This is a genomic window from Kitasatospora sp. NPDC004531, assembly GCF_053602195.1.
Genome location: NZ_JBSGDD010000159.1, coordinates 1 through 7804, shown reverse-complemented (window position 1 = coordinate 7804; position 7804 = coordinate 1). Strand labels below are relative to the sequence as shown.

Annotated in this window: 6 protein-coding genes; 2 read left to right on the top strand and 4 right to left on the bottom strand. The window is 71.6% G+C overall.

Annotation, left to right across the window (positions count from 1 at the left end; translation table 11 throughout):
* Positions 1-125 precede the first annotated feature (125 nt).
* The gene (locus tag ACWEMJ_RS32975; protein ID WP_452140824.1) at positions 126-1160 is read left to right on the top strand and encodes a mechanosensitive ion channel family protein; all 1035 of its coding nucleotides are present in this window, start codon (positions 126-128) and stop codon (positions 1158-1160) included.
* Positions 1161-1218: 58 nt separating this feature from the next.
* On the opposite strand, the gene ACWEMJ_RS32970 is transcribed toward ACWEMJ_RS32975, so the two are convergent.
* The 4 genes from ACWEMJ_RS32970 to ACWEMJ_RS32955 all read right to left on the bottom strand — a co-directional run bounded on the left by ACWEMJ_RS32970 (position 1219) and on the right by ACWEMJ_RS32955 (position 3989).
* Positions 1219-1680, bottom strand: coding sequence for a GNAT family N-acetyltransferase (locus ACWEMJ_RS32970; RefSeq protein ID WP_452140823.1), 462 nt, complete (start codon positions 1678-1680; stop codon positions 1219-1221).
* A 1-nt stretch (position 1681) separates the two neighbouring features.
* Positions 1682-2620: an RluA family pseudouridine synthase gene (locus tag ACWEMJ_RS32965; protein WP_452140822.1), complete on the bottom strand. Its 939-nt coding sequence runs from the start codon at positions 2618-2620 to the stop codon at positions 1682-1684.
* Positions 2621-2671: 51 nt separating this feature from the next.
* Positions 2672-3283 carry a signal peptidase II gene (lspA, locus tag ACWEMJ_RS32960; protein ID WP_452140821.1) on the bottom strand — a complete coding sequence of 204 codons (612 nt, stop codon included), beginning with the start codon at positions 3281-3283 and terminating at the stop codon, positions 2672-2674.
* A 202-nt stretch (positions 3284-3485) separates the two neighbouring features.
* Positions 3486-3989, bottom strand: a complete 504-nt coding sequence (locus ACWEMJ_RS32955; RefSeq protein ID WP_452140820.1) for a TraR/DksA family transcriptional regulator — start codon at positions 3987-3989, stop codon at positions 3486-3488.
* 583 nt (positions 3990-4572) lie between these two features.
* Here ACWEMJ_RS32955 and ileS point away from each other — a divergent pair.
* Positions 4573-7704 carry an isoleucine--tRNA ligase gene (ileS, locus tag ACWEMJ_RS32950; protein ID WP_452140819.1) on the top strand — a complete coding sequence of 1044 codons (3132 nt, stop codon included), beginning with the start codon at positions 4573-4575 and terminating at the stop codon, positions 7702-7704.
* Positions 7705-7804 lie beyond the last annotated feature (100 nt).

Here is a 7804-nt window from a genome sequence, read left to right as displayed (position 1 = left end):
TCCGGCCGCTGCCGGGCGACCCCCGGGGCGGCGGCGACCAAGGCGGCGGGGACCAAGGCGGCGGGCAGCGCGGACTGCTGCGGCGGGCGAAGGAGGCAAACCCACCCACACCCCCGAGGTCCCCCGTGCTCAGGCCACTCGCCAGCCTCCTCACCGCGATCCTCGCAACCCTCCTCGCCGGCTGGCTGGTCGACCAGGTCCTCCAACGCCTGGCCGCCCGCCACCCCCACGCCCCGGTCTGGCAGTCCCTCCGCCGCTGCCGCATCCCCCTCCAACTCTCGCTCCTCGCCGCCCTCCTGCTCCTCTCCGAGCCCCTCCGCCGCATCTTCCCCAGCCAGGACAGCGTCGTCCGCCACACCGTCCTGCTCGCCCTGATCGCCTCTCTCGGCTGGCTCACCGCAAGAGTCCTCGCCGCCACCCTCGAAGCCGTCCTCAGCCGCTACGAAACGATCACCGAGGACGCCTCCCGCATCCAGCGCGTCCGCACCCAACTCAGCCTGGTCCGCCGTGTCGGCACCGCCCTCGTCTGGGTCGTGACGTTCGGCGCGCTCCTCCTCACCTTCGACGCCATGCGCACCGTCGGCGCCAGCCTCCTCGCCTCCGCAGGCCTGATCGGCATCGTCGCGGGCATCGCCGCCCAGTCCACCCTGGGCAACTTCTTCGCCGGCCTGCAGATCGCGTTCAGCGACACCGTCCGCATCGGCGACACCGTCGTCCTGGAGGGCCAGCAGGGCACGGTCGAGGAGATCACCCTCTCCTACCTGGTGCTTCGCCTGTGGGACTACCGCCGCCTGGTCGTCCCGGTCTCGTACTTCGTCTCACAGCCGTTCGAGAACTGGACCCGCCGCCACCCGGGCCTGCTCGCCTGGGTGCTGCTCCACCTCGACCACCGCACGCCCGTCGACGCCCTGCGCGCCGAACTGGAGCGCTACCTCGCCACCACCGACCTCTGGGACGGCGACGAGTGGTCCCTCACCGTCACCGACACCACCCCGTCCACCATCGTGGTCCGCGCCATGATGACCGCCCGCGACCCGGACGCCACGGCCGCCCTCAAACTCGCCACCCGCGAACACCTGATCGCCTACCTCCGCGACCACCACCCGGAGTCCCTCCCCCGCGTCCGCACCGAGTGGCCCGACACGCACGAAGGCCGGTGAGGAGCCCCACTCCTCACCGGCCTTCCAAGGCCTTCCAAGGCCTTCCAACCCCGAGCGCCTACAGCACCCGCGTCATCGTGCGGTGCGCGATCCCGGCGTCGTCGTACTCCGGCCCCTGGGCCGCGTACCCGAGCCGCTCGTAGAACCCGAGCGCCTGCACCTGCGCGTGCAGTTCCAGCGAACGCGCCCCGCGCGACCGCCCCAGGTCCTCCACGGCCCGCACCAGCCGCGCCCCCAGCCCGGTGCCGCGCGCGGCCCGCACCACGGCCAGCCGGCCGAGCAGCACCCGGTCCGCGACGCCCCCGGTGATCGTGAGCGCCTCGTCCCCGGAGATCATCCGCGCGGTCCCGAGCGGAGCGCCGTCCGCGCCGACGGCCAGCACGTGCAGCGACGTCGGGTCGTACTCGTCGAACTCCAGCGTCTCGGGAATCTCCTGCTCCACGACGAACACCTCCCGCCGCACAGCCCGTACCGCGGCAAGGTCCGCGTCCCCCTCCGCCACCCGGATCACCACGGTCATCTCAGCTCTCCCCAGCAATGACGTCCAATGCGTGCTGCAGGTCCTCAGGATAGGCGGAGGTGAACTCGACCCAGCGCCCGTCCTCCGGGTGCTCGAAGCCCAGCGAGACGGCGTGCAGCCACTGCCGAGTCAGCCCGAGCCGCTTGGCGAGCGTCGGGTCCGCACCGTAGGTGAGGTCGCCGACGCAGGGGTGGCGCAGCGCCGACATGTGCACCCGGATCTGGTGGGTGCGGCCGGTCTCCAGCTTGATGTCGAGCAGGGACGCGGCGCGGTAGGCCTCGATCAGGTCGTAGTGCGTCACCGAGGGCTTGCCGTCCCGGGTGACCGCCCACTTCCAGTCGCTGCTGGGGTGCCGGCCGATCGGCGCGTCCACGGTGCCGGACAGCGGGTCGGGGTGGCCCTGGACGAGCGCGTTGTACTTCTTCTCGGTGACCCGGTCGTGGAACTGCCGCTTCAGGTCGGTGTAGGCGCGCTCGGACTTGGCGACCACCATGATCCCGGAGGTGCCGACGTCGAGGCGGTGCACGACGCCCTGCCGCTCGGCGGCGCCGGAGGTGGAGATCCGGTAGCCGGCGGCGGCCAGGCCGCCGATGACGGTGGGGCCGGTCCAGCCGGGGCTGGGGTGCGCGGCGACGCCGACGGGCTTGTCGATGACGACCACGTGGTCGTCGTCGTGGATGATCCGCATGCCCTCGACGGCTTCGGCGACGATCTGCACCGGCGCGGCGGGGGCGGGGATCTCGACCTCCAGCCAGGACCCGGCGGTGACCCGGTCCGACTTCCCGGCGACCGCGCCGTCCAGGGTGACCTTGCCCTCGGCGGCGAGCTCGGCGGCCTTGGTGCGGGAGAACCCGAACATCCGGGCCAGGGCGGCGTCCAGCCGCTCGCCCTCCAGGCCGTCGGGTACGGGGAGGCTACGGGTCTGCGCTGCGATACTCACCCACCCGAGTATGCCCGACCCGCCCCGGCCCGCTTCCCGCCAGGAGGGCCGTCAGCCCTCGGACGGCCCGTCTCCGCCGTCCGCCGCGGCCTTCTCCGCCGGAGCGCCGTGCGTGGTGCCGTCCGGGTTGGAGCCCCGGAAGGAGAGCAGGACGACCAGGATGCCGCCGCAGACGATCGCCGAGTCGGCGAGGTTGAAGACCGCGAAGTGCTGCACCGAGATGAAGTCGACCACGTGCCCGCGGAACGCGGACGGCGAGCGGAACAGCCGGTCGGTGAGGTTGCCGAACGCGCCGCCGAGCAGCAGGCCGAGCGCGATCGCCCAGGGCAGGCTGTACAGGCGGCGGGCGATCCGCCAGATCACCACGATGACGCCGGCGGCGATGGCGGTGAACAGCACGGTCAGCGCCTGGCCCATGCCGAACGCGGCGCCGCCGTTGCGGATCACCTGGAGGGTCATCCAGTCGCCGATCACCCGGATCGGCGCGGTGCGGTCCTCCAGCTCGGCGACGACCAGCAGCTTGGAGCCGAGGTCGATCAGGTAGGCGAGCAGCGCGATGACCAGCAGCACGCTGATCCGGCGGCGCCGGACGACCGCGCGGGCCCCACCGGCGGCGGTCGCGCCCCCGTCGGGCCGACGTTCCTCGGGCGCGGCGTGGCTCACCCGGTCACCCGCCTCGGCGGAGGAGGCGCTGGGGACTGCGTCGTCCTGGGTCTGGTGGGAACCTGGCGTGCTGATGATCCGCTCCGCTGCCGTGGGAAATACCGGTCGTCGTTACGGGGACGAGAGTACGACACCCGTGGGCCCGTTGGCCGCCCTGTACGACAATGCGCAGCGTGCAGGGCGGCCGGGGCCCGGACCGACGTCAGCGGCGTTCCTGCTTCGCCTTGCAGCTCACGCAGAGCGTGGCCCGCGGGAAGGCCTGCAGGCGGGCCTTTCCGACCGGCTGACCGCAGGACTCGCACAGGCCGAAGCCGGTGCCTTCGAGTCGGGCCAGGGCGCGTTCGGTCTGGGCGAGGCTGTCGCGCGCGTTGTTGGCGAGCGAGAGCTCGCTCTCCCGGTTGATGTTCTTGGTGCCGGCGTCGACCTGGTCGTCGCCGGCACCGTCGTTGGAGTCCCGCATCAGGCCGGCGATGGCGGCCTCGGACGCCTCGATCTCGGAGCGCAGCCGGAGCAGGTCGGAGGCCAGTTCGTCGTGCAGCTCGGCGACCTCGGCGGCCGTCCACGGCTCCTCGCCGGGCCGGACGGGCAGCTCGGCCGGGTCGACCGCCTCGGCTCCGCCGCGCGCGCCGGAGCCGCCCGGCACGTGCGTGCGGCTGCTGGCCGAGGTGTGTCCGGTGGTGCCGGTCTTTCGCCGCGCAGTACTCACGGTCCCCTCCCCTGGGTCGCTCGCCACGGCCTTGCGCGACCTCGTGGTCACGGTTCCTGTCGCCTTCTCAGCCATGGCTTTCGACCTCATTCACGAATGATCAGAAGCGTCGGTTCCCGACGATCTTGCCGGTCCCGGAACGATAAACCTCATCGAATCGCCCTACAACGGGACATACCGAAGCGTTTCTCCGATCCCACCCGCGCAGCCTCCGTCGCTCTGGACGCTGCACAAGTTGTGCCCAGAACGCCTCCGGCTAACCACCCGGGCCCCGGCTCACGGGTGCGCGAAACGGCTTGCGGGGGCCGATACACTGGGCCGTGCAAGGCGCAGATGGGACGAGTACCGACGTACGCAGCCACGAGCGACCCGGGGACGGTGCGAGCCCGGGGGTGTGCGCGGCGGGAAGATCACCCCGGAGCCGCCGGAAGAACGGCCCGCCCAGGGCCTACTAGACCCGGCAGCAAACCCAAAGAGAGGGCCGCAGCGCGCGCGGTCAAGGAGGGTGGTACCGCGGGGCGGCAAGCCGTCTCGTCCCTCCGTCGGAGCCAGTCCACGCATCCGCCGGAGGTTGACGCACCCCATGTCGCCCACCTACAACGCCGTTCCCGCGCAGGTCGACCTGCCCGCGCTGGAGCACCAGATCCTCTCCTTCTGGCAGGACCAGAAGGTCTTCCAGCGCAGCCTGGAGCAGTCCGAGGGCCGCCCCGAGTGGGTGTTCTACGAGGGCCCGCCGACCGCGAACGGCATGCCGGGCGCGCACCACATCGAGGCCCGCGTCTTCAAGGACGTCTTCCCGCGCTTCCGCACCATGAAGGGCTACCACGTGGCCCGCAAGGCCGGCTGGGACTGCCACGGCCTGCCGGTGGAGCTCGCGGTCGAGAAGGAGCTGGGCTTCTCCGGCAAGCCGGACATCGAGAAGTACGGCATCGCCGAGTTCAACGCCAAGTGCCGCGAGTCGGTCACCCGGCACACCGACGCGTTCGCCGAGCTCACCGAGCGGATGGGCTACTGGGTCGACCTCGACCAGGCCTACCGCACCATGGACCCGTCCTACATCGAGTCGGTCTGGTGGTCGCTCCAGCAGATCTTCGACAAGGGCCTGCTGGTCCAGGACCACCGCGTCGCCCCGTGGTGCCCGCGCTGCGGCACCGGCCTGTCCGACCACGAGCTGGCCCAGGGCTACGAGACCGTCGTCGACCCGTCGGTGTACGTGCGCTTCCCGCTCACCTCCGGCCCGCTGGCCGGCGCCGCCGCCCTGCTGGTGTGGACCACTACCCCGTGGACCCTGGTCTCCAACACCGCCGCCGCCGTCCACCCGGAGGTGACCTACGTGGTCGCCACCGACGGCAACGAGCGCCTGGTGGTCGCCGAGCCGCTGGTCGCCAAGGCCCTCGGCGAGGGCTGGGAGACCACCGGCGAGTCCTTCACCGGCGCCGAGATGGAGCACTGGAACTACCGGCGCCCCTTCGACCTGGTCGAGATCCCGGACGCGCACTACGTCCTGACCGCCGACTACGTCACCACCGAGGACGGCACCGGCATCGTCCACCAGTCGCCCGCCTTCGGCGCCGACGACCTCGCGACCTGCCGCCGCTACGGCCTGCCGGTCGTCAACCCGGTGGAGACCGACGGCACCTTCTCCCCCGAGGTCCCGCTGGTCGGCGGGGTGTTCTTCAAGAAGGCCGACGAGACCCTGGTCGCCGACCTGAAGGCCCGTGACCTGCTGTTCCGTCACCTCCCGTACGAGCACAGCTACCCGCACTGCTGGCGCTGCCACACCGCGCTGCTGTACTACGCGCAGCCGTCCTGGTACATCCGGACCACCGCCGTCAAGGACGCGATGATCCGCGAGAACGAGGCCACCAACTGGTTCCCGGAGACGGTCAAGCACGGCCGCTTCGGCGACTGGCTGAACAACAACATCGACTGGGCGCTGTCCCGCAACCGCTACTGGGGCACCCCGCTGCCGATCTGGCGCTGCGAGGACGACCACCTGACCTGCGTCGGCTCGCTCGCCCAGCTCTCCGAGCTGACCGGCACCGACCAGTCCGACCTGGACCCGCACCGCCCGTTCATCGACGAGGTCACCTTCCCCTGTCCGCAGTGCTCGCACACCGCGGTCCGGGTGCCCGAGGTGATCGACGCCTGGTACGACTCGGGCTCCATGCCGTTCGCGCAGTACGGCTACCCGTACCGCAACAAGGAGCTCTTCGAGCAGCGCTACCCGGCGCAGTTCATCTCCGAGGCGATCGACCAGACCCGCGGCTGGTTCTACACGCTGATGGCCGTCGGCACCCTGGTGTTCGACAAGAACTCCTACGAGAACGTCGTCTGCCTGGGCCACATCCTGGCCGAGGACGGCCGCAAGATGTCCAAGCACCTGGGCAACATCCTGCAGCCGATCCCGCTGATGGACCAGCACGGCGCCGACGCCGTCCGCTGGTTCATGGCCGCCGGCGGCTCCCCCTGGTCGGCCCGCCGGGTCGGCCACGGCACGATCCAGGAGGTGGTCCGCAAGACCCTCCTCACCTACTGGAACACCGTCGCCTTCCAGGCCCTGTATGCCCGCACCGCCGGCTGGTCCCCGTCCGCGAACGACCCGGCCGCCGCCGAGCGCCCGCAGCTCGACCGCTGGGTGCTGTCCGAACTGCACACCCTGGTCCGCGAGGTGGACGCCTCCTACGAGGCCTACGACACCCAGCGCGCCGGCAAGCTGCTGTCCGGCTTCGTCGACGACCTCTCCAACTGGTACGTCCGCCGCGGCCGCCGCCGCTTCTGGCAGGGCGACGCCGCCGCGCTCGCCACCCTGCACGAGGCCCTGGAGACCGTCACCCGCCTGATGGCCCCGCTCACCCCGTTCATCACCGAGCGGGTCTGGCAGGACCTGGTCGTCCCGGTCACCCCGGACGCCCCGGTCTCCGTCCACCTCTCCAGCTGGCCCGTCGCCGACGAGACGCTCATCGACACCGAGCTCTCCAAGCACATGGCGCTGGTCCGCCGCCTGGTCGAACTCGGCCGCGCCACCCGCGCCGAGAGCGGGGTCAAGACCCGCCAGCCGCTGTCCCGCGCGCTGATCGCCGCCCAGGGCTGGGAGGACCTCCCCGCCGACCTGCGCGCCCAGATCGCCGAGGAGCTCAACGTCTCCGTCCTGGAGTCCCTCGCCGAGGTCGGCGGCTCCCTCGTCGACACCTCCGCCAAGGCCAACTTCCGCGCCCTCGGCAAGCGTTTCGGCAAGGGCGTCCAGGACGTCGCCAAGGCCGTCGCCGCCGCCGACGCGGCCCGCCTGGCCGCGGAGCTCCGCGCCACCGGCGAAACCTCGGTCGACCTGAACGGCGAGACGGTCGCCCTCTCCCCCGACGAGGTCGTCATCACCGAGACCCCGCGCGAGGGCTGGGCCGTCGCCAACGAGTCCGGCGCCACCGTCGCCCTCGACCTGGCGATCACCCCCGAGCTCAAGCGCCTCGGCGTGGTCCGCGACGCCATCCGCCAGATCCAGGAGGCCCGCAAGAACTCCGGCCTCGACGTCGCCGACCGCATCCACCTCCAGCTCGCCACCACCGACGAGGACACCCTCGCCGCACTGACCGAGCACCAGTCCCTGGTCGCCACCGAGGTCCTCGCCGAATCCCTCGGCCTCACCATCACCGACCCGGACGCCCCCCGCTTCACCGACGAGTCGCTCGCCCTGGAGTTCACCCTCCGCAAGGCCTGAAGCCCCGACAGGGGCGCGGGGAACTGCGCGAAGCGGAAGGCACCCAACCGCAAGATCGCGACGCGGGCAATGACCTGCACGTGATCGCGACCTTGCGGAC

Excerpts from the sequence above, each read along its gene's own strand:
- ACWEMJ_RS32970 (WP_452140823.1), bottom strand. The coding sequence starts at position 1,680 with ATGACCGTGGTGATCCGGGTGGCGGAGGGGGACGCGGACCTTGCCGCG.
- ileS (WP_452140819.1), top strand. The coding sequence starts at position 4,573 with ATGTCGCCCACCTACAACGCCGTTCCCGCGCAGGTCGACCTGCCCGCG.